Raw genomic sequence first — 24,627 nt, 5'->3', positions numbered from 1 at the left:
GGCGGCCTCACACCTCGGCTTCGAGCAGGTAGCCGATGCCGCGCAAGGTGCGGATGCCCGCGCCCGAGCCGAGCAGCTTCTTGCGCAGGCGCGAGATGAAGGCCTCGAGCGCGTTGTCGCCCAGCGATTCGTCAAAGCCCGAGAGCTTGTCCGACAGCGCCCGCTTGCTCACGGTGCGGCCCGGCGGGCTCATGAGTTCCCACAGCACCTCGAACTCGCGCGCCGGCAGATCGAGCGGTGCGTTCGCGACCGCGAAACGCCGCGCCTTGCGGTCGAGCTTGAGCTGGCCGAGCACCACGATGTCTTCGGTGCCCTTGGCGCGCCGCACCAGCGCGCGCAGGCGCGCCTCCACCTCGGCGAGGTCGAAGGGCTTGCCCAGGTAGTCGTCAGCGCCCGCGTCAAGCCCGGCGATGCGTTCTTCGGTGCGACCGCGCGCCGTGAGCACGAGCACCGGCGTGCGGTCGCCGCGCGCACGCGCCTGTCGCAAGGCCGTGAGGCCGCTCGCCAGGCCGCTGGTGGGGCTGGCGGTGGCGGGCAGGTTGAGGTCGAGCAGCACGGCATCGAAGGGCTGCACGCGCCACAGGTGGTCGGCATCTTCGACGTTGGTCGACACGTCGACCCGGTGGCCCGCGTCGGCGAGGCTGCGCAGCATCACGTCGCGCAGCACGGTGTCATCTTCCACAAGCAGGATTCGCATGGTGAGTGAATGAGTGGTGGGTGGATTTGTGGGTCTGCCCTGGCGATGGACGCGTCAGCGGCCGGTCAGTCGCTCACCGCGATAAACGCGACATGAGCATACGACACACCTTCCGATGAGTGCACGCGATCCCTCCGATCCCTTGAGCCTGGTGTCCCCCGCCGTGCAGCGCACCGCGGTGGTTCTGCTGCATGGTTTATGCAGCACGCCTGACGAGCTGCTGACCGTGCAATCGACCCTGCAGCGCCACGGGTATGCGGTGCAGCCGCTGTGCATCTCCGGCTACTCGTTCGACGCCGCCGCGCCGCTGCAGCAGGCTGTGCCTTTCGAACGCTGGCTCGACACCCTCGAGGCGCACGTGAAGGCGCTGCGGTGCACGCACGACCGCGTGATGCTGGTCGGCATCTCGGCCGGCGCCTCGCTGGCCCTGGGCGGCGCCATCCGCTGCGGGCGCGAGGTGGACGCGCTGGTGCTCATGTCGACCACGCTGCGCTTCGACGGCTGGGCCGTGCCGCGCACGCGCTTTCTGCTGCCGCTGGCCTTCTACACGCCGCTGGGCCGCCTCTGGCAGTACCGCGAACGCCCGCCCTACGGCGTGAAGAACGAGCGCGTGCGCACCTGGATCGAGCGCGAGCTGCGCCATCGCCAGGTCTCGCGCGCCGGCAGCGCGGTGATCGGCGTGGGCCACCTGCGCGAGCACGACCGGCTGATCCGCCACGTGCGACGGCGCCTGAACGACGTGCAGTGCGAGCAGGTGCTGGCGCTGCATGCGCGCGAGGACGAGGTGGCCAGCCTGTCCAACCTCGACCTGCTCGTGCGCGGGCTGCGCTGCGCCTCGCTGCGCACCGTGGTCCTGAACAACAGCTACCACATGATCAGCATCGACAACGACCGCCAGCAGGTCGTGCGCGAGACCCTCGCCTTCGCCGAGACCGTGGCCCACGGCCCGGTGCCCGAACCCGTGTTCCGCGTCCGCGGACTTGCTCTTCACGCCTGAAAGAAAGGAACCTCCTCATGTCTTCCTCTCCCACCTTCAACAGCATCGCCACCATCCTCGAGACCGACTTCCGCGTCGCGCGCACGGCCATCTCGCCGGCCACCGCGCTGTCGGACCTCGGCCTCGATTCGCTGGCGCTCATGGAGTTCGTCTTCGCGGTGGAAGACGCCTTTCACCTGCGCATTCCCGAAGACCGGCTCGACCCGCGCGAAGCCGGCATCACGCTGCAGCGGCTGTGCGAGGTGATCGACGCCGAGGGCGAGGCCGCCGCCGCACGCGCGGAACCCATGGCAGCCGCCGCATGAGCAGCGGCGCCGCCCATGCCGTGCTGGCGGCCACCGCCACGGCCCACACCGCCGCCGCGCCCGTGCACGTGAGCGGGCTCGGTTTCATCACGCCGCTCGGACGCAGCATCGAGGCCTTCGACGACGCGCTGTTCGCCGGTCGCTCCGCGGTGCGCGCGCAGACCCTCGAGATTCCCGGCATGGACCCGATGGCCATCGCCGCCGCCACCTGCGATTTCGACGCCAGCAGCGTGCGCAGCGCCTCGCGCCTGCCGCTGGACCGCGGCACCGCGATGGCCCTGGCCGCCGCGCAGGACGCCGCGGCCGATGCCGGTCTGGACCTCGACGCCATCGACCGCGACCGCCTCGGCGTCTTCTGGGGCAGCGGCCTGGCCGGCGCCGGCACTTTCGACGCCACCACGCGCGCGCTCTACGGCGAACAGCGCCGCATGCGCCCCACCACCGTGCTCACCGTGATGCCCAACGCCGCGGTCGCCGAACTGGCGCTGCACTTCGGCGCGCGCGGCGCGGCGCTGGCCTATGCCTGCGCCTGTGCTTCGTCCGCAGTGGCCATCGGCGAAGCCATGCGCGCCATCCGCGGCGGCTGGATCGACATCGCCATCGTCGGCGGCCACGACGCCATGCTCACGCCCGGCGTGATGGCCAGCTGGCACGCAATGCGCGTCATGGCGCCGCCGCCGGCCGATGCGCCCGCCTCCGCCTGCCGACCGTTCTCGGCCGACCGCGCGGGCTTTGCCATCGGCGAGGGCGCGGCGGCGCTGGTGCTCGAATCGGAGGCGCATGCACGGGCACGCGGCGCCGGCGCGCAGCCCTTCGTTCTCAGTGGCTACGCCAGCAATTGCGACGGCACGCACATCACCAACCCTGACTCTGCCGGCCAGGTGCGCGCGATGCGTGCGGCGCTGCGCGACGCCGGGCTCGTGCCGTCGGACATCGGCCACATCAGCGCCCACGGCACGGCCACGAGCGCGGGCGATGCCGCCGAGGCCGCGTCGATCGGCGAACTGTTCGGCAACGCCGCGCCCGTCAGCGCGACCAAGGCGATCCACGGCCATGTGCTCGGCGGCGGCGGCGCCATCGAACTCGTGGCCGCGCTGCGCGCACTGGCCCGTGAGACCCTGCCGCCCATTGCCCATCTGCAGACGCCGGATGCGGCGTTCGCCAACGTGGACTTCGTGCGCGGCGCGGCACGCGAGGCGCGCGGGCTGCGCCATGTGCTGTCGAATTCTTTCGCCTTCGGCGGCACCAACGCGGTGATCGTGGCGAGCCGGCGCTTCCCGGAGGGTTGAACTTCGGGGGAGGAAAAAAGCGGGGCGGTTGTCAGCACCGCCTTGCCATGGCTATGCTCGGCCGCATCCATCCTTGCGGACCTCATAGAAGAAGCGCGACATGCCCCTGCACCGCCTCGCCACCCCCTCCGATTTCGACGCCGTCTTCGATCTCTACATGCATGAGCGGGTCGTGCCCTACCTGGGCTACGACCCGATGCCGCGCGACGACTTTCGCCCGATCTTCCAGGGCTTGCTCGACAGCGGTGCGTTCTTCATCTTCGACGTCGATGGCCAGGTCGCCGGCTTCTATCGCGTCACGCGCTACCCGGGCCGTGCGCAGCATGTGGCGAGCCTGGGCACGCTCGCGGTCGATCCCACATTGCATGGCCGCGGTGTCGCGCAGACCATGGTGAGCGACGTGCTCGCGCGGCTGAAGGCCGAAGGCGTTCGCCGCGTCGAGCTGATGGCCGAGAGCGACAACGCCACGGCCCTGCGTTTCTATGCCCGGCTGGGCTTCGTGCAGGAAGGCACGCTGCGCCAGTTCTACCGCCGGGCCGGTGAAGCGGACTTCATCGACGAGCACCTGATGGCGCTGCTGTTCGACTGATCCGCTGTCGGATCAATGTTGTTGGTGCTTCGGCTTCCAGCGCCGCAGCAACAGCGCATTCGCCATCACGCTCACGCTCGACAGCGCCATCGCCGCGCCGGCCACCACCGGGCTCAGCAAACCGAAGGCCGCGAGCGGGATGCCGGCCACGTTGTAGGCGAAGGCCCAGAACAGGTTCTGCCGGATCTTCGCCACCGTACGGCCTGAGAGCTCGAGCGCTTCGGCCACGAGCGCGAGGTCGCCGCGCATCAGCGTGATGCCGGCCGCTTCCATCGCCACGTCGGTGCCGCCGCCCGACGGCGCCATCGCGATGCCCACGTCGGCCGCGGCCAGTGCAGGCGCATCGTTCGCGCCGTCGCCGACCATCGCGACCACGTGGCCGTTCTTGCGCAGCGCGCTCACCTGCTCGGCCTTGTCGGCCGGCAGCACGTCGGCGCGCACGTCCTCGGCCGGAATGCCAAGCCGCGCGGCCATCGCCTGTGCCGCGCGCAGGTTGTCGCCCGAAATCATCACCACGCGCAGGCCGCGCCCGCGCAAGGTGCGGATCGCTTCGGCAGCCTGCGGCTTCGGCTCGTCGGCGAAGGCCAGCAGCGCCTGCACATGCGCGGAGCCGGCGTCGTCGAAGCGCAGCAGCGCGGACACCGTGGCACCCTGCGACTGCAGGCGTTCGATGTCGGCCTCGGCCGGCATCGCGTCGAGCTCACGGCACCAGCGCAGGCTCGCGATGGCCCAGGTCGCGCCGTTCACTTCGCCGCGCACGCCGCGCCCCGGCATCGCCTGCATCGCACCGAGCGGCGGCGCCTGCACGCCGCGTTCGGCAGCGGCAGACAGCACGGCGCGTGCGAGCGGATGCTCGCTGCCGCCTTGCAGGCTGGCGGCCGTGGCGAGCAGGTCGTTCTCCTTCGCCAGCGCACCGGCCGCGGGCAGCAACGCCGTGAGCACCGGACGGCCCACGGTCAGCGTGCCCGTCTTGTCGAAGGCGACGGTGTCGACGCGGTGCGCAATTTCCAGGGCCCGTGCGTCCTTGATGAGGATGCCGTGCTTCGCGGCCACGCCCGTGCCCGCCATCACCGCGACCGGCGTCGCGAGGCCCAGCGCACACGGACAAGCGATCACGAGCACCGCCACCGCATGGATCAGCGCGGTCTCGACGCCGGCACCCGCGACCATCCAGCCCGCGAAGGTGACGAGCGCAATCACCAGCACCACCGGCACGAACACCGCCGCCACCTGGTCGACCATGCGCTGGATCGGCGCCTTCGCGGCCTGCGCGTCCTCGACCAGCCGGATGATGCGGGCCAGCACGCTCTCGGCGCCGACCGCGCGCACTTCGATCACCATGCGGCCGTCGCCGTTCACGGCGCCGCCGGTCAGCATGTCGCCGGGGTTCTTGGCCACGGGCAGCGGTTCGCCGGTGAGCATCGATTCGTCGACTTCGGACTGCCCTTCGAGCACGCGCGCATCGGCCGGCACGCGTTCGCCGGGGCGCACGGCGAGGCGGTCGCCGACCATCACGTCGGCCAGCGGCACGTCGCTTTCCTTGCCGCGTGCGTTGATCAGGTGCGCCACTTCGGGCCGCAGCTGCTGCAGCGCGCGGATCGCCGAGGTGGCCTGGCGCTTGGCGCGCGCCTCGAGCCACTTGCCCAGCAGCACCAGCGTGATCACCACCGCCGAGGCTTCGAAGTACAGGTGCGGCACCATGCCGTGCCCCGCATGCTCGCCGGTGGCGGCGCGCCACCACAGCCACAGCGACAGGCCGAAGGCCGCGCTGGTGCCCAGCGCCACCAGCAGGTCCATGTTGCCGGTGCGGGCCCTGGCTGCATGCCAGCCCGCGCGGTAGAAGCGCGCGCCGAGCCAGAACTGCACCGGCGTCGCCAGCAGCAGCTGCACCCAGGGCGGCAGCATCCAGCTCTGGCCGACCAGGTCGCCCAGCATCGGCGCCATCAACGGGATCGACAGCGCCAGGCCGATGGCCACGGGCATGAAGCCGTGCCAGGGCGACAGCGCGGCGGCCTCGTCCTGCGCGGTGCTTTCGGCGCGCGGCTCGTAGCCGGCGGCGCGCACGGCGCGGCGCAGCAGCAGGGCCATGTCCTCGCCGCCGGTGGCCACGATGCGGGCCGACTCGGTCGCGAGGTTGACGCTCACGTTCTGCACGCCGGGCACGTTCTTGAGCGCGCGCTCCACGCGCATCACGCACGAGGCGCAGGTCATGCCGCCGACCGAGAGGTCCAGCGTGGCGGCGGCCGCGGAAGGTTGAGGCTGAATGTGTTCCATGGTCCCGAGGCTAAAGCCTGACACCATGGCAAGGTCAAGCGCGGTGGCTTCAAAGCCCTTGGCTGGACGTTGACATCGTGAGAGGGTTGAAACTGGCGTTGTCCCCGATTCGGGTGTTCAATCCTTCCACCCTTCATTCATTCCGACAAGGAGCAACGACGATGAGCCAGAAATTCCAGGTCTCCGGCATGAGCTGCAACCACTGCGTGGAGGCGGTGCAGGACGCAGTGCAGACGGTCGACCCGCACGCGCAGGTCACGGTCGATCTCGAAACCGGTCATGTGGACGTGTTGAGCCAGCAGCCGCGCCAGGACATCGTGGTCGCGATCGAGAACGCCGGCTACACCGTTCAATGATGACGGCGACCTCCGCCCACGGCCGCCAGGTCGCCATCGGCGAGGCCGCGCGGCTGTCGGGCGTGTCGGCGCGCATGGTGCGCCACTACGAAGGCCTGGGCCTGCTGCCCGCGGTGGCGCGCACCGAGAGCGGCTACCGCCAGTACAACGACGCCGACATCCACACGCTGCGCTTCATCAAGCGCTCGCGCGATCTCGGGTTCTCGATGGAAGAAATCGCCGAACTGGTCGGCCTGTGGCACAACCGCCGCCGCGCCAGCTCGAGCGTCAAGCGCATCGCGCAAAAGCACCTGGGGGAACTGGAACAGCGCATCGCCGACATGCAGTCGATGCGCAGCACGCTCGCGCACCTCGTGCATTGCTGCCACGGCGATGCGCGGCCGGATTGCCCCATCCTCGACGACCTGAGCCAGGTCTAGAGTCCAGGTACTCCCCCAGGCTTCGCGCACTTCGTGCCGCTGCGCCAACCCCCTCGCCGGGGGCTATACCGGTGGCCCGGCAAAGCCGGTTCCACGGTATCCCTGGAAAAAAATCAGGCGTTTTTAACCAGCGAGAGGACCTGGCTCGTGTCCAGCGTGCGCGCGCGTTCCTGGATCGCCGGCAGGTACTGCGTCTGCAGGCCCTGCCCTTCCTTCACCACGCTGGAGAACGCGTCCTTCAGCATCTGCGTGGAGAGCGTGCGCCCGCCCGCGTAGTAGCGCTTGGCCACGTGGCCCAGCGCATAGGTCGACGCGAAGCTCATGCCCGAGCTCACGGCCTGCTTGCCCAGACCGCCCAGCAGACCGCCGCCGACCTTGCCCAGCAGGCCGCCGAGCAGCTTGCGCCCCGCCTGCTCCAGGTACTGCGAGGTCAGGCCCACGCCCACGGTGGCCAGGAAATCCTTGATGTGGCCGGTGTCCAGCTGGTAGCCGTGCGCCTGCCCGATGCGGTAGACCAGCTTCATCTGCAGCGGAATGATCGCCATGGTCGACAGCGTCTCGGGCAGCAGCTCGAGCGCGCCGTTGAGGATGGCGGCGTTGAGGATCGCGCGGTCGAGCTCGGTGCTGTCGGGCGCCTGCGGCGCCGCGGGGGTTGCCGCGGTCGCGCTCGTCGCCACCGCCGCCGGCACCGCGGCGGCGATGTCTTCCGCCCGCTGCGAGAACTGCGCCGCCGAGGCGTCCAGGCCGAGCGAGCTGCGCACGTCCATCAGGAAGAGCCGCTCCGGCTCCGACTGCACGCCGTCGGCGTCGCACATGCACACCGCCATCTCGTACGCCAGCTGGCGCGACTCGGCGCTTTTCAGCTCGCCGGCCACCGAGGCCAGCGACACCCGCTTCATCAGCACGTCCTGGTAGATCGTCGGCAGGTTCACGCCGTCGGCCTGCGACAGGCCCTCGGCAATGCGCTTGATCTCGGCACGCTCGCGCTCGTGCTTTTCGCCATCGACGAAGGCCGCCAGCAGGCTCAAGGTGACGATCGCTTTTGTTTCAGAAGGTGTCATGTTCGAGTTTTTTCGTCATGTGAAGGAGCCGATTGGGTCCGCGCAGCGCCCGAAGGTTCCTCCACGCGTTCTCCCCACAAAACTGGGGCAACTCTGTGGATAACCCCGGCACTGCTCTGTAGGGGTGTTGCAAGTCGTTGATTTACAAAGGAAATTTACAACCTGCTCAATTAACAGGCAATGAATTTCTCGACCCGAAAACCGCCTTTCGCAGAATTCCGGAAGGCTGTCAAAGGACAACTCTGGGGAGAGTTTTTGCACAAGCCATCGGTTATCCACAGGGCCGGCGGGTTACCCCAGGTTGTCCAAGTTGCGGGTACACCACGGAAGCGCGGGTGCGCACAGTGACGCGGGCATGACAAGTCGTTGTCACGTCAAGGAAAAAGCGACCTTTCCACAGACCGGTGCGACCCTTATCTACTACTACTAATTTGAATAAGAAGAATAAGAAGACAGGAAGAGGAAAAGCCGCGCCCGAAAAAAAAGGCCGCGAAAGGCCGCGCCGGTCGCCGGCGCCTCGGGCGGAAAACCGGGCACGGGTCGTCCGTGGCCCTCGCTAACATCGCCGGATGAGCTTCAAACCCCGGATCCTGATTGCCGAAGACGAATCGGGCATCGCCGACACGCTCCAGTACGTTTTGAGCAGCGACGGTTTCCAGCCGATCTGGTGCGCCACGGCCGAAGAAGCCATCGCGCAGTTCGCGCAGGAGCGCCCCGCCCTCGCGATCCTGGACATCGGATTGCCCGACCTGAACGGCTTCGAGCTCTTCAAACGCCTCCAGGCGCTGAACCAGTCGATGGGCGGCCCAGAGGTACCGATGGTGTTTTTGACGGCCCGCAGCGACGAAATAGACCGCGTGGTGGGCCTCGAGCTGGGTGCGGACGACTACATTGCCAAGCCGTTTTCACCCCGTGAGCTGGTCGCCCGCGTGCGCACCATCCTGCGGCGCAGCGCCAGAAACGGCCCAGGAAGCCCGCCAACGGCCGCAGCGCCGATTCATGGGGTACCCCATCAAAATGCGCCGGGGCCGCCTTCAGCGGCGCCACAGACCCCCGCAACCCCCTTTGCGCTCGACAGCGAGCGCATGCAGATCCGGTACTACGGACGGCTGCTCGAACTCTCGCGCTACGAGTACGGCCTGCTGAAACTCATGGTCCAGCGCCCGGGGCGCGTGTTCACGCGCGACGAACTGCTGCAACTCGTCTGGGACGACGCCAGCGACAGCTTCGACCGCACGGTCGACGCGCACATCAAGACGCTGCGCGCCAAGCTCAAGACCATCGCGCCGGAGGTGGAGCCGATCCGCACCTTGCGCGGCACCGGCTACGCGCTGCACGAAGATCTGCCCGCCAGCAGGGAATGACCCGCCGGACCCGGATCTTCATCGGCATCCTGCTGATCTACACGGCGGGCATCGCCTTCCTGCTGTACCGCGTCGTTTCCGACATCGACCCGCGTTACCGCGAGTCGGCCGAGGAATCCTTGGTCGAGACCTCGCAGCTCATGGCCAGCCTGGTCGAGCAGGACGTGATCGCCGGCGCCATCAACACGGCGCGGCTGGAGCCGCTCTTTCGCAGCGTCTACACGCGCGAGTTCTCGGCCCAGATCTACAACCTGCACAAGAGCCGGGTCGAACTGCGCGTGTACGTCACCGATCGCACCGGCCGCGTGATGTTCGATTCGCTCGGCCGCCACCTGGGCAACGACTACTCGCAGTGGAGCGACGTGAAGCGCACGCTCGGCGGCCTGTACGGCGCGCGCACCTCGCGCGACGTCGACGGCGACCCGCGCACCTCGGTGATGTACGTCGGCGCACCCATCCGCTGGAACGACGAGATCGTCGGCGTCGTCAGCGTCGGCAAGCCGGTGCAGAGCTTCGGCCAGTTCGTCGAAGACGCGCGCGTGCGCACCATCTGGGTCGGCGTGGGTTCGGCACTGGCGCTGCTGCTGCTCACCGTGATCGTCTCGGTCTGGCTGGTGCGGCCCTTCGGCCTGATCCGCGACTACTGGACCTGGGTGCGCGCACAGCGCAGCCTGAGCCTGTCGCGCATGGCGCGGCGCGCGGTCGATGCGGTGCGCACCGGCTTCGGCGAAATGCGCGACGCGCTCACCGGACGCAACTACGTGGCCGACTACGTGCAGACCTTCACGCACGAAGTGAAGAGCCCGCTCTCGGCGATCCGCGGCGCGGCCGAGCTCCTGCAGGAGCCGCAGATGCCGCACGACCAGCGCGAGCGTTTCCTGAAGAACATCGAACGCGAAACCCAGCGCATCCAGGAAATCGTCGACCGCATGATGGAGCTCACTGCGCTCGAGACGCGGCGCACGCTCGACCGCACCGAACCGGTGGCGCTGGGCCCGCTCATCGAAGACATTGCCGCCAGCGCGCAACCCGCCGCGTCGCGACGCAACATCCGGTTGATCGTGAATATTCGAGAGCCTGCGCGTGTCGAGGGCGATCCGTTTTTGCTGCGCCGCGCGATCAGCAACCTGCTCGACAACGCGCTCGATTTTTCACCGCCCGACAGCGAGGTGCTGCTGACGCTGGAAACCACCTCGCGCCTGGCGCGCATCAACGTGCGCGACCACGGCCCGGGCATTCCGGACTACGCGCAGGAAAAAGTCTTCGAGAAGTTCTATTCGCTCGCCCGGCCGCACAGCCAGAAGAAGAGCACGGGGCTGGGCCTGGCGTTCGTGAAGGAAATCGCGACCCTGCACCGCGGTCGCATCGACCTGGGCAATGCGACGCGCGGCGGCGCCGTGGCGACGCTCACGCTGCCGCTGCTGTCAACGCATCACTGACCCACGAGCGCGCGGTAGGCCTCGCGCGTCTCGGGGCTCACAGCGTCGAGCAGCTGCTCGTACGAAGTCTGGTGCCGCGCCAGCATGCGTGCCGAGGCCACGGCCTTCGACTTGCAGAACCAGTGGCAGGTGTGCTGCATCAGGAACAGCTCGGCCGACATCGTGAAGGCCTTCGATTTCGGCGAGCGGCCCGCCGCATTTTTCGCCACGCCCGCGATGCCGCGCGCATGAATGCGCAGTGCTTCGCGCAGGTCGAAGCTCGCGGAAGGGAACAGCGTGGTGGCGAACGGCAAGGCCACCGGCAGGCGGCTCACGCGCGTGTCGGCTTCGGGTTCGCGCGCCAGCTCGGCGGCGAAGGTCTCGAACTGGCCCGCGAGCTTTTCCTCGGTGGCGTCGAGCAGGTGCCAGATCTGCTGGCGGCGCTCGGCGTCGTCTTCGCCGAGGCAGCGCAGGTAGCCCTGGGTCAGGCTCTCCATCAGCTTCTCGATCTGGTAGCGGCCCAGATGGCGACCGAGCAGCGCGATGCGCTGGCGCTGTTCCTTGGACTTGAGGATGTAGAAGCCGGCGGCGATCAGGGCCACCAGGGTGAGGATTTCCATGGATGCGAAAAAAGGGAGAGACAAAAAAAGAAGCGGGGGCCGCGGCACCGAGTGTAGGCACCGCGCGTCCCCCGCGTCTTTGGGTGATCTCGCCGCTGGCTAGCGGAAGAAATCGAGGATGCGGTTGCGTTCCTCGGGCGGTGGCGGCGCACCCACCGGCGCGCCCGTCAGCACTTCCACCGGCTGTATCGGCTGCTCGGCGCTTTCCAGGCCCAGGCTCGCCACATTGTGGCCCGGCGTGAAGTCGTCGAAGTACCACTCGCCGTCGACGTTGACCACGCCGGGCGGTTCGGCCGGCAGGGTCACGGGCACGCCGCGCAGCGCCGACTGCATGTAGCCGATCCAGATCGGCAGGCTCAGGCTGCCGCCGGTCTCGCCGCGCACGCCGAGCTGGCGCGGCGTGTCGTAGCCGACCCAGGCGATGCCCACGCGCGTGGGCTGGAAGCCCGCGAACCAGGTGTCGAAGGAGTCGTTGGTGGTGCCGGTCTTGCCGTACAGGTCGTCGCGTTTGAGCGCCTGGTAGGCCTTGAAGCCGGAGCCGCCCTTGACCACGCTCTGCAGCAGCGATTCCATGATGAAGGCGTTGCGCGCGGGAATGGCGCGGCGGCTTTCGTCGAGCACCGGGGGCTCGGTTTCCATCAGCACCTTGTCCTTGAGGTCGGTGACGCGCGTTACGAGGTACGGGTTCACGCGGTAGCCGCCGTTGGCGAACACCGAGTAACCCACCGCCATCTGCATCGGCGTGACCGAGCCGGCGCCCAGGCCCATCGGCAGGTTGGCCGGGTGCTTGTCCTTGTCGAAGCCGAACTTGGTGACCCAGTCTTGCGCGTAGGGCGCGCCGATCGACTGCAGCACGCGCAGCGTGACCAGGTTCTTCGACTTCATGAGCGCGTTGCGCAGCGGCATCGGGCCTTCGAAGCCGCCGTCGAAGTTCTTCGGGTCCCAGGGCTGGCCGCCGTTGGCGGCGGCATCGAACACCAGCGGCGCGTCGTTCACCACGGTGGCGGGCGTGAAGCCCTTTTCGAGCGCGGCCGAGTAGATGAAGGGCTTGAAGCTCGAGCCCGGCTGGCGCCAGGCCTGCGAGACGTGGTTGAACTTGTTCTTGCCGAAGTCGAAACCGCCGACCAGCGCCGTGATGGCGCCGGTGCGCGGGTCCATGCCGATGAAGGCGCCCTCCACTTCGGGCAGCTGCGTGATTTCCCAGGTGTTCTTGGGCGTCTTCGCGACGCGGATCACGGCGCCGCGGCGGATCTTGATGTTCGGCGGCGCCTTCGCGGCCAGGCCGGACTGCGCGGGCTTGAGGCCCTCGCCGGAGATCTCGAAGGCTTCGCCGTTGGCGCGCACCGCGGTCACTTCTTTCGCGCTGGCTTCCAGCACCACGGCCGAGATCACGTCGCCGTTGTCGGGGTGCTCGGCCAGGGCTTCGTCGACGGCCTCGTCGATTTCCTTTTGGCCGCTGGCCGGCAGGTCGACGAACTTCTCGGGGCCGCGGTACACCTGACGGCGCTCGTAATCCATGATGCCCTTGCGCAGCGACTTGTACGCTGCCGCCTGGTCGGCCGCCACCAGCGAGGTGTAGACCTTCATGCCGCTGGTGTAGATGCTGTCGCCGTACTGCGCGTACATCATCTGGCGCACGGTCTCTGCCACGTACTCGGCATGCAGGCGGTTCGGGTCGGCGGCGTCGCGCAGGTGCAGCTCTTCCTTCTTGGCTTCGGCCGCCTGTTCGGCGGTGATGAAGCCGGTCTCGTGCATGCGGTCGATCACGTAGAGCTGGCGCGCCCGCGCGCGACGCGGGTTGGCCACCGGGTTGTTGGCGCCGGGCGCCTTCGGCAGGCCGGCCAGCATGGCGGCCTCGGCGATGGTCACCTGCTGCAGCGGCTTGCCGAAGTAGGCCTCGGACGCGGCGGCGAAACCGTAGGCGCGGTTGCCCAGGTAGATCTGGTTCAGGTAGATCTCGAGGATCTGGTCTTTGCTGAGCTGCTGCTCGAGCCGGAAGGCCAGCACGATCTCCGAGGCCTTGCGGCTGAGCGTGCGCTCCGAGCTCAGGTAGACGTTGCGCGCCACCTGCATCGTGATGGTCGAGGCGCCCTGCTTGCGCCCGCCCTTGAAGCTGGCCACGGCCGCGCGCGCGAAGCCCTTGTAGTCCACGCCGCCGTGGTCGTAGAAGCGCGCGTCTTCCACGGCCAGCACAGCGTCCTTCATGACCTTCGGAATGTTGGCGAAGGGCGTGAGGTTGCGGCGCTCCTCGCCGAACTCGCCGATCAGCGAGCCCTCGGCCGTGTACACCCGCAGCGGCAGCTTGGGCCGGTAGTCGGCCAGCTCGGAAATGTCGGGCAGCTTCGGGTAGATGGCGACCACCCCCACGATGGCGGCGCCCAGCAGTGCAACGGCGCCGGCACCGGCCGCGATGGCGCTCCAGCCGGCGATGCGTTTCCACGGGAGCTGGCGCAGCGCACCGGCGGGTTGGGAAGGGCGAGGTTCTTGGGACATGGGATGGGGGCTAGCGAAGAGGTTGGAGCCGTGGCGCGCGCGGGCGTTCCGTCACCCGGGGATCGAGCGCGCCGCGCCGCACGCCTTCCAGCGCGCAGTGCATGGCATCGAAATACTTGTCGTGGTCGTAGGCGATGAGCAGCAGGTCCACCCCGGCGTCGAGTGCGCCCAGCGTGGCGTTGCAAAGACCTCGGTTGTAGGCCCCGCCCATCGTGAGGTCGTCGGTGACGAGCAGGCCCTGAAAGCCCCATTCGCCTCGAATCACCTGCCGCACGATTTTGCGTGAGAAAGAGACCGGCGCGTCCGCGTCGAGTTCCCGAAGGATGACATGGCCGAGCATGATCGCGGCATCCGAATGTTTCGACACGTCTTGAAACGGCTTCCAGTCGTGCGCGGCCAGCCGGGCCACGGGCGTGCGCAGTTCGGCACCCATGTGGTGCGTGTCCTCGGTCACGCCGGCCAGGCCGGGAAAGTGCTTGAGCGTGCCGCGCACGCCAGCTGATTCAAGGCCTTGCTCGTAAGCGAGCGCCACCTGCGCGGTGACGTCGGGGTCGCTGGAAATGGCGCGTTCCTCGATGCGGGTGTGCAGGTCCCAGCGGCCCGGGGCGCGGCCGGGGCGCAGGTCGACCACCGGGCTGAAGTTCAGCGTGATGCCCAGCGCGGCGAGCGCCCCGCCCTGCTGCGCGCCGTAGGCGCGGGCACGTTGCAACAGTTCGTGTGCGGGCACGTCGGCCTCCAGCAGGCTGGCGAGTGCCGGCTGGCGGGGCACCATCGGCGACAGGCGCGAGACGCCGCCGCCTTCCTGGTCGGTCGCCACCACCAGCGGCGGCAGACCGGCCGCCAGCCGTAGCGCCTGCAGGCTGGCAATTTCCGCGCGCAAGGTGTCGGCGCTGCGGCCCTTCACATTGCGGCCGGTGACGAAGATGCCGCCGATCAGGCCCCGGCGGGCCAGCTCGCGCAGGTCGTTCGCGTCGTCGTAGCCGACGATGAAGCGCGCGCCCAGTGCCTGCGCCACCGGGCCCGAGGCCGCGTTCACTTCCAGCCGGTGCTGGCGCGAGGCCAGCTCGTGGCCCAGCGCCGTCAGCGTCGCGCCCACCGTCAGGGCCAGCGCCACGACACGGCGCGCACCACGCGCGCTGCGCCAGGCGATCGCGGCGGCGGCGCACAGCGCGGCGAGCAGCAGCGGGAGCTCTTCATAGCGCAGGAAGCGCAGGTGCGGGTCCTTGAGGTGCCAGGCCCAGGCGCACAGCACGGCCAGCAGCAGCCAGCCGAGCACGCCGGGGATGGCGCGCAGCAGTCTCATGCGTCCACCGTGGCCGCCGGGGTGGCCGGGGCGGGTTCGCTGCGACGCGACAGTGCATACCAGTCGACCTTGCGCGTCACGAGCATCAGCGCGGCCAGCATGCCGAAAATCAGCAGCGCGCCCAGCAGCAGCGCATTGCTTTCCGAGGCCAGCAGGCCGTAGAGCGCGCCGTACAGCAGCGCCACGAAAGCAGCGAACGACAGGCCGCGGCGCCAGCCTTCGAGCACCGCGCTGAAGTACACGGCCAGCAGCGCCACGCTGGCAGCGGCCGCGCCTGCATAGGCCATCCAGAAGGCGAACTTCTCCGACAGCGCGAGCAGCAGCAAGAAGAACAGCGCGATCGACAGGCCCACCAGCCCGTACTGCACCGGATGCAGGCGCAGCTTGCGGAACAGCTCGAACATGAAGGCCGCCATCAGCACCAGGCCGATGAAGAGCGCGCCGTACTTGCCGGCGCGCGTGCTCATCGAATACACGTTGACGGGCTGTGCGAGCGACACGTCGAAGGTCTGCAGCGGGCCCGAGGCATGGCGTGGCGGGGGCGCGGTGCGCACGACGGCCGCCGCGGCGTTCTGCGCGGCATCGCCTTCACCGGCCCACAGGCCGGCGCGCACCTGTTCGCGCGCCGTGGTCACGAGCGAGGACACGCGCCAGTGCGCGTCGAAGCCCTGCGGCGTCACCTCGCGCTGCGTGGCCAGGAAGCGACCGCCGAAGCTGGGGTGCGCCCACGGCGAACGCAGGTGCGCGGTGGTTTCCTCGGCGATCGGCACCATCGAGAGCGTGTCCTGGCCCACCAGCGAGAGCTTCATGTCGAAGGCCAGCGGCTTGCCCGTCTGCCAGGCGGCGAGCGCGGCGCCCGTGAGCGACGCATGGATGCCGTCGGCGTACGTGGCGTTGTCGGGCAGGCCGGGCACGCGCTGGCGAAAGCGCAGCGCCTCGCCGTTGACGGTGAGCGCGGGCGAGCCGTCGAGGCCGCGCAGGTCGCTCACGTGGAAGGCGACGAACGGCGGGCGGAACTCGATCGACGAGCCGCTTTCGCTGTGCGGCACGGCCTGCGGGTCGAAGCCCGCGAAGCCGCCGCCGAGCGCGGCCGTGAGCGTGTAGAACGGAATGCGGAAGATGCCGCGGTAGCGCTCCTGCGGCGCCATGTCGCCCTCGATGTGCAGCTTGTCGGGGAACACGGCGTGCACCATCTCCTTGCTCTGCGGGGCCTGCCCGATCACCTTGCCCTGCGCGTCGCGCAGCGGCTCCATCCAGCGCTCCACGTACGGCACCAGCAGCAGCGGGCCGACCATGGCCTGCGGCCCGGCATAGGACTCGGCCAGTTCGCGCGCGGCCTCCTGCTGGCTTTCGCCGCGGGCGCGGTTCAGGTCGTCGATCCGTGCCAGCGGAATGCACAGCACCAGCAGCAGGAAGAACAGGCCGGCCACCTTGACCAGCACCGAAGCCTGCAGGGCCTTCAACAGTTGAAGCATGGGTTTCTCCCCTCTTTTCCGGGTTTTTTCGTGATGAGGCGCCGATGCTCTCCGGCCGATCCGAAGACCGTATGAAGCCGCCGCGCCGCGCACTTCACACAGACTTCACACAGCGGCGCCTCCGGTTGTGGCGACTTCAACGCGCCTTCCAACTGCCTTCTCGCACGCTCACGACAGTGAGGGCCGTGCAAGTTCGCACGCAGAAGGACACCCGCCATGGACACCCCCACCACCCCACGCCCCGGCCGTTGGCTCTGGCTCGCCACCGTGAGCCTGGCCACCGTGGGTTTCATCGCCATGGGCGCCCGCCCGGTCCACGCGCAGGAAGCGCCCGCCGGTCCGCGCCTGAAGACCGAGAGCCCGTATTTCTTCGTCAAGAGCGATGACCCCTCGGTCGACCGCCTGCCGCTGAAGGGCACCGAGGTCTCGGTCAAGATTTCGGGCGTGATCGCCGACGTGACGGTCACGCAGACCTACCGCAACGAAGGCCAGCGCGCCATCGAGGCGAAGTACGTGTTCCCCGGTTCCACCAAGGCGGCGGTGAGCGGCCTGAACGTGCGCCTGGCCGACCGCCTGATCACGGCGCAGATCCGCGAGAAGCAGCAGGCGAAGATCGAATACGACGCCGCGAAGAAGGAAGGCAAGACCGCCGCGCTGCTCGAGCAGCACCTGCCCAACGTGTTCCAGATGAACGTCGCCAACATCCTGCCGGGCGACGACGTGAAGGTGGAGCTGCGCTACACCGAGCTGCTGGTGCCGCAGTCGGGCAACTACCAGTTCGTGTTCCCGACCGTGGTCGGCCCGCGCTACAACTCGCCGCAGTCGCAGAACGCGCAGGCCCAATGGCCGGCGCAGCCCACGCTGCGCGCCGGCGTGGCACCGAGCACCAGCTTCAAGCTCACGGCGAGCATCGACACGCCGATGGGCCTGAAGGAAATCCGCTCCGCCACGCACACCATCGACGTGAAGAAGCGCGACGAAGACCAGCACGCCGACATCACGCTCGGTGCCGACGGCCGCCCCGCCGACAACCGCGACTTCGTGCTCGACTACCGCCTGGCGGGCGAGAAGATCGAATCGGGCCTGATGCTCTACAAGGGCCAGGGAGACAACGCCGAGAACTTCTTCCTCGCCATGGTCGAGCCGCCCAAGGCCGTGACCGCCAGCGCCATCTCGCCGCGCGACTACATCTTCGTGGTCGACATCTCGGGCTCGATGCACGGCTTTCCGCTGGACACCGCCAAGACCGTGCTCGAGCGCCTGATCGGCGGCCTGCGCCCCAGCGACACCTTCAACGTGCTGCTGTTCTCGGGCAGCAACAAGATGCTGTCGCCGCAGTCGGTGCCGGCCACGCGCGCCAACATCGAGCAGGCGCTCGCCACGATCAAGAACTACAGCGGCAGCGGCAGCACCGAGCTGATCCCCGCGCTCAAGCGCGTGTACGCCGAGCCCAAGGCCGCGAACGTGTCGCGCACCGTGGTGGTGGTGACCGACGGCTACGTGACGGTCGAGCGCGAAGCCTTCGAGCTGGTGCGCAACAACCTGTCGAAGGCCAACGTGTTCGCCTTCGGCATCGGCTCGTCGGTGAACCGCAGCCTCATGGAAGGCATTGCACGCGCCGGCATGGGCGAGCCCTTCATCATCACCGACCCGGTGCAGGCACCCGAGCAGGCCGCGCGCTTTCGCCGCATGGTGGAGTCGCCCGTGCTCACGAACGTGAAGGCCACCTTCGGCGGCCTGGACGTGTACGACGTGGAGCCGCAGGCGCTGCCCGACGTGCTGGGCGAGCGCCCGGTGATCGTGTTCGGCAAGTGGCGCCCGGATTCGAATGGACAGCCCAAGGGCCGCGTGATCATCGAAGGCCAGGCCGCCACCGGCCCGTACCGCGAGGAAGTGCGCATCACGCCGCAGACGCGCCAGGACACCGCCGCGCTGCGCACGCTGTGGGCACGCCACCGCATCCAGAGCCTGAGCGACCAGGAAGCGCTCGAAGGCAGCGCGGCCTTCAAGGACCGCATCACCGAGCTGGGCCTGAAGTACAGCCTGCTCACGCAGTACACCAGCTTCATCGCGGTGGACAAGGTGGTGCGCAACGTCGCGCCGCAGAACAGCGTGGACGTGAACCAGCCGCTGCCGATGCCCCAGGGCGTGAGCGACCTGGCGCTGGGCGCCGAGGTGCCGAGCACGCCGGAGCCGGAAACGCTGGGCGCGATCGCCGTCGTGCTGTCGATGCTGGCCATGCTGCGCCGCCGCGCGCGCCGCAACGACCCGCGCCGCTTCACGGCTTGAACACAGGACGCACGACCATGTCTCTGGCAACCCTGGCCCACCACCATCCGCGCGTCGTGGACTGGGCCATCCGCATCGACCGCACGCCGGCCTTCGGCTGGCTCGCGCTGCAGTGCGCCGCGCTCGCGCCCACCTGGGCCTGGATGGCGCGCCGCCTGCAGGACGGTTCCGACGATCCGCTGGGCCTCGTGGCGCTGGTCGCCCTGGCCGCGCTCGCCTGGCAGTGCCGGCGCGAGCTGCGCGCCTCGCCGCGCCTGGGCTGGCTGGCGCTGGCCGGCGTGGGCACCGTGCTCGCCACGCTGCTGCGCACGGGCGGGGGTGGCCTGCCCGCGCTGCCGCCGCTGGCCTCGGGCCTGGTGGCGGTGCTCTCGCTCGCGGCCGGGCTGCTTGCCTTCCTGCCGCGCGGCGTGGCGGCGCTGCCGGTGGCCGGGCTGTCGGTGCTGGCGCTGCCGCTGCTGTCGTCGCTGCAGTTCTACGCCGGCTACCCGCTGCGCGTGGTGACGGCCGAAGCCAGCCGCTGGCTGCTCGCGCCGGGCTTCGAGGTGGCGCGCGAAGGCGCCACGCTGATGGTCGACGGGCGCCTGGTGATCGTCGACGCGCCCTGCTCGGGCGTGCAGATGGTGTGGCTGGGCTATTTCACGGCCTGCGCGGTCGCACTGTGGGCGCGGCGCAGCGACCGCGCCTTCCTGCGCCGCCTGCCGGCCGTCGGCCTGCTGGTGCTGGCCGGCAACATCGTGCGCAACAGCGTGCTGATCGCTTTTGAAGGCGCCGGCCACGCGCTCGCGCCGTGGGCGCACAACGCGCTGGGGCTGGTGCTGCTGGCCGTGGTGTGCGGCGCCATCGCGCGCCTGATGGTGCCGGCGCGCGCTGTACCGCGCATCGACCTCGAACGCCCGCTGCCGGGCCTGATCACCGCCGAAGGAGGCCGCCGTGTCGATACCGTTCGTTGAGCGCTGGTTCGCCAACCATTTCATCAACCGCGTGGGGCACAAGAGCGCCTTCGCGCTGGCGATGCTGCTGTGCGTGCTCTGGTCGGCCGCCGCGGCGCTGAGCGCGCCGACGGCCGAAGCCGATGCCGTGGCTTCCCACGAATGGCCCAGCCAGTGGGACGGCGTGCCGCTGCGCCCGCTGGCGCTGAGCGAGGTCGAGCAGCGCTTTGCCGATCGCTTCCCGGGCGCCATCGGCCGCATGACCGACGGCCCGCAGACGCTGGTGATGCGCGCCGTGAACCGGCCCACGCGCATGCTGCATCCGGCCGCCGACTGCTACCGCGCGCTGGGCTACCGCATCGAACAGGCGCGGCTGGAACGCGACGCGCAAGCGCGGATGTGGCGCTGTTTTGTGGCGCAACGGCACGGTACGGCAAATTTCCGCGTCTGCGAGCGCATCGTCGACGCCCAAGGCACGGCTTTCACCGACACTTCGGCTTGGTACTGGGCGGCGGCCAGCGGCCAGTCGCACGGTCCGTGGCAAGCTGTCACCGTGGCAAGACCGATGTGATGAGAACGTGTTTGTGAAGAAGACCCTGCGATTCGTGCTTTTCGGGCTGCTGGCCCTCGTCCTGACCGCCCTGGTGGCCATCTTCCTGATCGCCAAGATCGCCCTTGCGCCGGCGGCGGGCGAATGGAGCACCACGGTGAAGGCCGGCCCGCTCTCGTTCGAGATCGGCGTGCCCACCGCGGTGCGCCTGGCCACTTCGTCCTGGTTCGCGCCGCGGCTGGACGGCCACGCGCTCGACACCCGCTTCGGCACCGTGCATTTCACCTGGGACGAGAAAACCGGCCAGCAGCAGATGCGCTGCGCGCCGTGCAGCGCCGACGTGCCTGCGCTCGGCACGCAGCCGATCAAGGTCGAGCGGCTGGTGGCCACCGTGCGGCGCGACGGCAACACGCTGGCCGGCACCTTCGAGGCCACGCCCCAGGCGGCGGACAGCAACGCCCTGCTCCAGGGCACCTGGACCGGCCGCCTCGCGCCGAAGAACCTGCAGCTGGACGTCCGCGTGCAGGACGCGCCCATCGCCCGCTGGTATGCCGTGCTGGTGCCTGCGCTGCCCGAGCTGCAGCGCGCCCGCATCGGCGGCACGCTGGCGCTGCAGGCGCAGCTGCTGCTGCCCGACGCCACCTTCGCGGTGCAGCCGACCATCGGCCAGTTCACCGTCGAAGGGCTGGGCACCGAGGCCATGCTGGGCGCGCGCACCAGCTGCGGCCCGTCGGGCAAGCTGGCCAACGACAGCTGGCTGGCGCGCGCCGTCATCGCGGCGGAAGACCAGCGCTTCTTCAGCCACGCCGGCTACGACCTGACCGAAATCCTCGCCTCGATCGACCACAACCAGAAGCCCGGCCAGACCCGGCGCGGCGGCAGCACGCTCACGCAGCAGCTGGCCAAGCTGCTGGTCACCGGCAGCGACCGCACGGCCGAGCGCAAGCTGCGCGAGCTGCTCTATGCGGTCGAGATGGAGCAGACGCTGGGCAAGGCCCGCATCCTGCAGCTGTACCTCGACAACGCCCCGTGGGGCGGCAACCTCTGTGGCGGCGAGGCTGCGGCGCGGCGCTACTTCAAGCGCAGCGCGCGCACGCTCGAACCGGCGCAGGCGGTCTGGCTCGCGGCCATGCTGCACAAGCCGCAGGCCGTGCTCGAGCAATGGCGGCGCGACGGCCACATCGATGCCGACCGCACCAAGTGGGTGGCCGAGAGCGTGCGCGGCATCAGCCGCAACCAGCGCGAGGCCCTGCTCAAGAGCGTGGCCGCCGCCAAGTACGCGCCACCGGAGGCCGTGCAGTGACGATGAACGTGGCCCCGCCCGACATCGAGGCCATCGAACGCGCCACCGTTGCCGCGGTGGCCCCCGAGGCCTGCGAGGAACTCGACGGCTGGCTGCTGCCCTTCGACCGCGGCACCGTCAAGCGCGCCCGCTCGGCCGTGCCGCTGCACCGCGACCCGGTGGAAGCCGCCACGCTCGACCGCATCGAGGACCGGTATGACAGCCGCCAGGTCGCGCCCGCGCTGCGGCTGGCCGACGCCGCCTGCTTCGACACGCTGCGCGCCGAACTCGCGCGCCGGCACTACATGGCCGACAGCCCGACCTGCGTGCAGATCGGCTCGGCGCGGCGCATGCGCGACCTCGTCGCGGCGGACGCGCGGCTGGCCGACGTCGACGCGACGCCCGATCCGGACTGGGCCGCGCTGTTCCTGGGCGAAGGCTTCGACCCGGTCGACGGCGTGCACCGCGTGCGTTCGCTGTCGCGCGCCACGGGCTCGCTCTTTGCCAGCGTGCGCGAAAACGGCGCCACCGTGGCCGCCGGCGCCATGGCCTTCGGCCACGGCTGGGCCAGCGTGCATGGCATGCGCACCGAACAGTCGCAGCGCGGGCGCGGCCTGGCCGGGCGCGTGCTCGCCGGCCTGGCGCAGGCGGCGCTGGCACGCGGCGTCGAACGGGTGTTCCTGCAGGTCGATGCGCAGAACCAGCCGGCGCTGGCGCTGTACCGCCGCGCGGGCTTCGAGACGCGCTGGCAGTACTGCTACTGGCAGCGCCAGCAGTGGCCGCGCTGAGCTGAACGGCATCCGGCCGGCGGGCACCCCCACCGGTGGCGCGGTCGGGGCTTTGGTGCCACCATGGGCGGCATGACGAACGTTCATGCCCACCACCACCCCACCGATCCCGTCGCCACCCCGCGCGGCATCGACCACATCGTGGCCGGTGTTTCCACCAGTGACGGCGACGGCGTCAAACTCACCCGCGTGCTGCAGCAGCCGCTGCAGAAGCGGCTCGACCCCTACCTGATGCTCGATGCCTTCGGCAGCGACAACCCGGGCGACTACATCGGCGGCTTTCCGAACCACCCGCACCGGGGCTTCGAGACGGTCACCTACATGATTGCCGGGCGCATGCGCCACCGCGACAGCGCGGGCCACGAAGGCCTGCTCGAGAACGGCGGCGTGCAGTGGATGACGGCCGGCCGCGGCCTCGTGCACAGCGAGCTGCCCGAGCAGGAAGAAGGCCTGATGGAAGGCTTTCAACTCTGGCTCAACCTGCCCGCCAAGGACAAGATGCGCGAGCCCTGGTACCGCGACATCCGCAGCAGCGAGATCCCCGAGTTCACCACCGCCAGCGGCGCGCACGTGCGCGTGATCGCCGGCACCAGCCACGGCGTCGTGGGCGCGGAGCAGCGCGCGCACACCCACCCGCTGTACCTGGACATCACGCTGCCGCCCGGCGCCGAGTTCGCGCAGCCGCTGCCGCCCGACCACAACGCGCTGGTCTACGTGTTCCGCGAATCGCTGTGGATCGCGGGCAGCGAGGTGCCGACGCGGCGCATGGCCATCCTCGCGAACGACCCCGGCAGCGACGGCACGGTGCTGCGCGCCGGCGCCAGCAACCACAGCCCGGCGCGCGCGCTGCTCATCGCGGGCCGTCCGCTGAACGAGCCCATCGCGCAGTACGGGCCCTTCGTGATGAACACGCCCGAGCAGATCAAGCAGGCGGTGCACGACTTCCAGAACGGGAAACTCGGCTGAGCCTGTAGTCGCCCGCCTACCGCAAGTCGGCGTCGCGTGCGGTTCGCGCCGGCCGGTGCGCGGCCTAGATTGCGGTCATGCCTCCCACGATACGCAAGGGACAGGCGCCGCCGATGCTGCAGCGCGCCGAGTTCCACGACCGCTTCATGCAGAGCTTCCACGACCCGGCGTTCCGGGCCGAGACCGAGGCGCTGCGTCGCCTGGAAGACATCGCCTGGCAAGCCTACGACGAAGGCCGCAAGGCGCCCGTCACGCGCCGCGCCGGGCCTGGCTATGCCGACCCCGACTACGAGCTCTCGGTCGACTGGCTCGACGCCCGCGCGCGCATCGACGCGGCGCAGGACGCCTGGGGCCGGCCCGAGACGCGCTCGCGCGTGCTGCTCGTCAACGGCTCGCCGCGCAACGACGGCACCTGTCCCGGTGAAATCTCCAAGACCTGGCGCCTCACGCAGTGCGCGCGCGAGGTGCTCGAAGGCGGCGGCATCGAGGTCGACGTGCTCGACCTGAGCCGACTCACGTCGGACTACGGCCGCCACATCCACCCGTGCAAGGGCTGCGTCTCCACCGCGATGCCGCTGTGCCACTGGCCCTGCAGCTGCTACCCCAACCACGCGCTGCGCCAGACCGGCGACTGGATGAACGAGATCTACGAACGCTGGGTGGCCGCGCATGGCGTGATCGTGCTCACGCCCACGCACTGGTACCAGGCCGCGAGCCCGCTGAAGCTCATGATCGACCGCCTCGTGTGCGCCGACGGCGGCAACCCCGACCCCACCAGCACGCACGGCAAGAAGCCCGACGAGGCCAAGGCGCTGGAGCTCGAAGGCTGGGGCTACCCCAAGCACCTGGAAGGCCGCGTCTACGGCGTGGTGGTGCACGGCGACGTGGCCGGCCCCGAGGGCCTGCGCCGCAACCTCACGGACTGGCTCGACTGGATGGGCCTGGTCGACGCGGGCGCGCAGGCGCGGCTGGACCGCTACATCGGCTACTACGCGCCCTACGCCACCAGCCACGAGGCGCTCGACGCCGATGCCGACGTGCAGGAAGAGGTGCGCAACGTTGCGCGCGCCGTGGTGCTCGCGGTGGCCGCGCTGCGCGCCGGCAAGCTGCAGGTGCCCGACCGCGGCTTGAAGGCGCCCCGGCCCAAATAAGTCACGCTGCAG

Annotated in this window: 22 protein-coding genes; 15 read left to right on the top strand and 7 right to left on the bottom strand. The window is 69.6% G+C overall.

Features of this window, described 5'->3' with window-relative positions; genetic code table 11:
- Positions 1-7: 7 nt before the first annotated feature.
- Positions 8-697 (bottom strand): response regulator transcription factor, encoded by a 690-nt coding sequence (locus AC07XP_RS22820; protein ID WP_056574813.1) that lies wholly within the window; start codon positions 695-697, stop codon positions 8-10.
- A 115-nt stretch (positions 698-812) separates the two neighbouring features.
- Between AC07XP_RS22820 and AC07XP_RS22815 the strand changes: the two genes are divergently transcribed.
- The 4 genes from AC07XP_RS22815 (at position 813) to AC07XP_RS22800 (ending at position 3,877) form a co-directional block, all read left to right on the top strand.
- The gene (locus AC07XP_RS22815) at positions 813-1,694 is read left to right on the top strand and encodes an alpha/beta hydrolase (protein WP_495265942.1); all 882 of its coding nucleotides are present in this window, start codon (positions 813-815) and stop codon (positions 1,692-1,694) included.
- A gap of 17 nt (positions 1,695-1,711) precedes the next feature.
- The gene (locus AC07XP_RS22810) at positions 1,712-1,999 is read left to right on the top strand and encodes a phosphopantetheine-binding protein (RefSeq protein ID WP_095948423.1); all 288 of its coding nucleotides are present in this window, start codon (positions 1,712-1,714) and stop codon (positions 1,997-1,999) included.
- Complete coding sequence (locus tag AC07XP_RS22805; protein WP_495265941.1) at positions 1,996-3,288, top strand: beta-ketoacyl-[acyl-carrier-protein] synthase family protein; 1,293 nt, start codon at positions 1,996-1,998, stop codon at positions 3,286-3,288. Before AC07XP_RS22810 ends, AC07XP_RS22805 begins: the two co-directional genes overlap by 4 nt.
- Positions 3,289-3,388: 100 nt before the next feature.
- The gene (locus AC07XP_RS22800) at positions 3,389-3,877 is read left to right on the top strand and encodes a GNAT family N-acetyltransferase (protein WP_495265940.1); all 489 of its coding nucleotides are present in this window, start codon (positions 3,389-3,391) and stop codon (positions 3,875-3,877) included.
- A gap of 12 nt (positions 3,878-3,889) precedes the next feature.
- On the opposite strand, the gene AC07XP_RS22795 is transcribed toward AC07XP_RS22800, so the two are convergent.
- The gene (locus AC07XP_RS22795) at positions 3,890-6,151 is read right to left on the bottom strand and encodes a heavy metal translocating P-type ATPase (protein ID WP_495265939.1); all 2,262 of its coding nucleotides are present in this window, start codon (positions 6,149-6,151) and stop codon (positions 3,890-3,892) included.
- Between the two features lie 161 nt (positions 6,152-6,312).
- Between AC07XP_RS22795 and AC07XP_RS22790 the strand changes: the two genes are divergently transcribed.
- Complete coding sequence (locus AC07XP_RS22790; RefSeq protein ID WP_062473802.1) at positions 6,313-6,507, top strand: heavy-metal-associated domain-containing protein; 195 nt, start codon at positions 6,313-6,315, stop codon at positions 6,505-6,507.
- A complete protein-coding gene (cueR, locus tag AC07XP_RS22785) occupies positions 6,507-6,926 on the top strand; it encodes a Cu(I)-responsive transcriptional regulator (protein WP_062473804.1) in 420 nt (139 codons plus the stop codon). Before AC07XP_RS22790 ends, cueR begins: the two co-directional genes overlap by 1 nt.
- A 113-nt stretch (positions 6,927-7,039) precedes the next feature.
- On the opposite strand, the gene AC07XP_RS22780 is transcribed toward cueR, so the two are convergent.
- The gene (locus AC07XP_RS22780; protein WP_095948419.1) at positions 7,040-7,987 is read right to left on the bottom strand and encodes a YcjF family protein; all 948 of its coding nucleotides are present in this window, start codon (positions 7,985-7,987) and stop codon (positions 7,040-7,042) included.
- 569 nt (positions 7,988-8,556) lie between these two features.
- Between AC07XP_RS22780 and creB the strand changes: the two genes are divergently transcribed.
- The gene (creB, locus tag AC07XP_RS22775; protein WP_495265938.1) at positions 8,557-9,351 is read left to right on the top strand and encodes a two-component system response regulator CreB; all 795 of its coding nucleotides are present in this window, start codon (positions 8,557-8,559) and stop codon (positions 9,349-9,351) included.
- Complete coding sequence (gene creC / locus AC07XP_RS22770) at positions 9,348-10,790, top strand: two-component system sensor histidine kinase CreC (protein WP_062473809.1); 1,443 nt, start codon at positions 9,348-9,350, stop codon at positions 10,788-10,790. The genes creB and creC overlap by 4 nt, the downstream gene beginning before the upstream one ends.
- Here creC and AC07XP_RS22765 read toward each other — a convergent pair.
- From AC07XP_RS22765 to creD, 4 genes are all read right to left on the bottom strand, one after another.
- Positions 10,784-11,389, bottom strand: a complete 606-nt coding sequence (locus AC07XP_RS22765; protein WP_062473812.1) for a hypothetical protein — start codon at positions 11,387-11,389, stop codon at positions 10,784-10,786. The genes creC and AC07XP_RS22765 overlap by 7 nt on opposite strands.
- Before the next feature lie 99 nt (positions 11,390-11,488).
- A complete protein-coding gene (locus AC07XP_RS22760; RefSeq protein ID WP_307582474.1) occupies positions 11,489-13,882 on the bottom strand; it encodes a penicillin-binding protein 1A in 2,394 nt (797 codons plus the stop codon).
- 10 nt (positions 13,883-13,892) lie between these two features.
- Positions 13,893-15,185, bottom strand: coding sequence for a glycoside hydrolase family 3 N-terminal domain-containing protein (locus AC07XP_RS22755; RefSeq protein ID WP_495265937.1), 1,293 nt, complete (start codon positions 15,183-15,185; stop codon positions 13,893-13,895).
- Entirely contained in the window at positions 15,182-16,660 is a 1,479-nt protein-coding gene (gene creD / locus AC07XP_RS22750) for a cell envelope integrity protein CreD (protein WP_495265936.1), read from the bottom strand. Before creD ends, AC07XP_RS22755 begins: the two co-directional genes overlap by 4 nt.
- Before the next feature lie 216 nt (positions 16,661-16,876).
- Here creD and AC07XP_RS22745 point away from each other — a divergent pair, with 216 nt between their 5' ends.
- The 7 genes from AC07XP_RS22745 to AC07XP_RS22715 all read left to right on the top strand — a co-directional run bounded on the left by AC07XP_RS22745 (position 16,877) and on the right by AC07XP_RS22715 (position 24,615).
- A complete protein-coding gene (locus tag AC07XP_RS22745; protein ID WP_495265935.1) occupies positions 16,877-18,949 on the top strand; it encodes a VIT and vWA domain-containing protein in 2,073 nt (690 codons plus the stop codon).
- Between the two features lie 17 nt (positions 18,950-18,966).
- On the top strand, positions 18,967-19,899 hold the full coding sequence (gene xrtQ, locus AC07XP_RS22740; protein ID WP_495265934.1) for an exosortase Q: 933 nt from the start codon (positions 18,967-18,969) through the stop codon (positions 19,897-19,899).
- Positions 19,880-20,449: a hypothetical protein gene (locus AC07XP_RS22735; RefSeq protein WP_495265933.1), complete on the top strand. Its 570-nt coding sequence runs from the start codon at positions 19,880-19,882 to the stop codon at positions 20,447-20,449. The genes xrtQ and AC07XP_RS22735 overlap by 20 nt, the downstream gene beginning before the upstream one ends.
- Positions 20,450-20,462: 13 nt before the next feature.
- Entirely contained in the window at positions 20,463-21,731 is a 1,269-nt protein-coding gene (locus AC07XP_RS22730; RefSeq protein ID WP_495265932.1) for a biosynthetic peptidoglycan transglycosylase, read from the top strand.
- A 2-nt stretch (positions 21,732-21,733) separates the two neighbouring features.
- Positions 21,734-22,498, top strand: coding sequence for a GNAT family N-acetyltransferase (locus AC07XP_RS22725; protein WP_495265946.1), 765 nt, complete (start codon positions 21,734-21,736; stop codon positions 22,496-22,498).
- A 72-nt stretch (positions 22,499-22,570) separates the two neighbouring features.
- A complete protein-coding gene (locus tag AC07XP_RS22720; protein ID WP_062480448.1) occupies positions 22,571-23,464 on the top strand; it encodes a pirin family protein in 894 nt (297 codons plus the stop codon).
- Between the two features lie 77 nt (positions 23,465-23,541).
- Positions 23,542-24,615, top strand: coding sequence for a flavodoxin family protein (locus tag AC07XP_RS22715; protein ID WP_095948407.1), 1,074 nt, complete (start codon positions 23,542-23,544; stop codon positions 24,613-24,615).
- The last annotated feature ends 12 nt before the right edge of the window (positions 24,616-24,627 follow it).

The organism is Variovorax sp. GW531-E2, from assembly GCF_059423125.1.
This window is presented reverse-complemented; position numbering and strand designations above follow the sequence as displayed.

Coding starts and splice junctions, on each gene's coding strand:
- AC07XP_RS22820 (WP_056574813.1), bottom strand. CDS start 697: ATGCGAATCCTGCTTGTGGAAGATGACACCGTGCTGCGCGACGTGATG.
- AC07XP_RS22815 (WP_495265942.1), top strand. CDS start 813: ATGAGTGCACGCGATCCCTCCGATCCCTTGAGCCTGGTGTCCCCCGCC.
- AC07XP_RS22810 (WP_095948423.1), top strand. CDS start 1,712: ATGTCTTCCTCTCCCACCTTCAACAGCATCGCCACCATCCTCGAGACC.
- AC07XP_RS22805 (WP_495265941.1), top strand. CDS start 1,996: ATGAGCAGCGGCGCCGCCCATGCCGTGCTGGCGGCCACCGCCACGGCC.
- AC07XP_RS22800 (WP_495265940.1), top strand. CDS start 3,389: ATGCCCCTGCACCGCCTCGCCACCCCCTCCGATTTCGACGCCGTCTTC.
- AC07XP_RS22795 (WP_495265939.1), bottom strand. CDS start 6,151: ATGGAACACATTCAGCCTCAACCTTCCGCGGCCGCCGCCACGCTGGAC.
- AC07XP_RS22790 (WP_062473802.1), top strand. CDS start 6,313: ATGAGCCAGAAATTCCAGGTCTCCGGCATGAGCTGCAACCACTGCGTG.
- cueR (WP_062473804.1), top strand. CDS start 6,507: ATGACGGCGACCTCCGCCCACGGCCGCCAGGTCGCCATCGGCGAGGCC.
- AC07XP_RS22780 (WP_095948419.1), bottom strand. CDS start 7,987: ATGACACCTTCTGAAACAAAAGCGATCGTCACCTTGAGCCTGCTGGCG.
- creB (WP_495265938.1), top strand. CDS start 8,557: ATGAGCTTCAAACCCCGGATCCTGATTGCCGAAGACGAATCGGGCATC.
- creC (WP_062473809.1), top strand. CDS start 9,348: ATGACCCGCCGGACCCGGATCTTCATCGGCATCCTGCTGATCTACACG.
- AC07XP_RS22765 (WP_062473812.1), bottom strand. CDS start 11,389: ATGGAAATCCTCACCCTGGTGGCCCTGATCGCCGCCGGCTTCTACATC.
- AC07XP_RS22760 (WP_307582474.1), bottom strand. CDS start 13,882: ATGTCCCAAGAACCTCGCCCTTCCCAACCCGCCGGTGCGCTGCGCCAG.
- AC07XP_RS22755 (WP_495265937.1), bottom strand. CDS start 15,185: ATGAGACTGCTGCGCGCCATCCCCGGCGTGCTCGGCTGGCTGCTGCTG.
- creD (WP_495265936.1), bottom strand. CDS start 16,660: ATGCTTCAACTGTTGAAGGCCCTGCAGGCTTCGGTGCTGGTCAAGGTG.
- AC07XP_RS22745 (WP_495265935.1), top strand. CDS start 16,877: ATGGACACCCCCACCACCCCACGCCCCGGCCGTTGGCTCTGGCTCGCC.
- xrtQ (WP_495265934.1), top strand. CDS start 18,967: ATGTCTCTGGCAACCCTGGCCCACCACCATCCGCGCGTCGTGGACTGG.
- AC07XP_RS22725 (WP_495265946.1), top strand. CDS start 21,734: ATGAACGTGGCCCCGCCCGACATCGAGGCCATCGAACGCGCCACCGTT.
- AC07XP_RS22720 (WP_062480448.1), top strand. CDS start 22,571: ATGACGAACGTTCATGCCCACCACCACCCCACCGATCCCGTCGCCACC.
- AC07XP_RS22715 (WP_095948407.1), top strand. CDS start 23,542: ATGCCTCCCACGATACGCAAGGGACAGGCGCCGCCGATGCTGCAGCGC.